This window comes from Burkholderia sp. Bp8986 (assembly GCF_003854225.1).
Taxonomy (GTDB): domain Bacteria; phylum Pseudomonadota; class Gammaproteobacteria; order Burkholderiales; family Burkholderiaceae; genus Burkholderia.
Map to the genome: position 1 here is coordinate 1 of NZ_QTQM01000219.1, position 392 is coordinate 392.

Genomic DNA, 392 nt, shown 5'->3' on the forward strand with positions numbered 1-392 from the left:
AGATGGCGCGTGCACTTCACGTCGTAGATGATCTGCGCGCCCGGGTTGCGCGACAGCACTTCTTCCGCGAACAGCATCAGCTGGCGGTCCGGGAAGATGATCTGGCCGTCCTTCGTGACGACGCCCAGGCGGTCGCCGTCGCCGTCGAACGCGAAGCCGAGTTCGGCATCGGTGTCCTTCAGCGCCTGGATCACGTCCTGCAGGTTTTCCGGATGCGCGGGATCGGGATGGTGGTTCGGGAACGTGCCGTCGATGTCGGTGAAGCGCTCGACGAGTTCGCAGCCGAGCGCCTTGAACAGGCGCGTCGCGAGCGGGCCCGCGACGCCGTTGCCGGCGTCGACGACGAGCTTCAGCGGGCGCGCGAGCTTCACGTCGCCAACGATGCGCGCGAT

General features: G+C 67.1%; 1 pseudogene. It reads right to left on the reverse strand.

What is annotated here, in order from left to right:
• Positions 1–392, reverse strand: a pseudogene (locus DID99_RS36970) (phosphomannomutase/phosphoglucomutase); the annotation flags it as partial.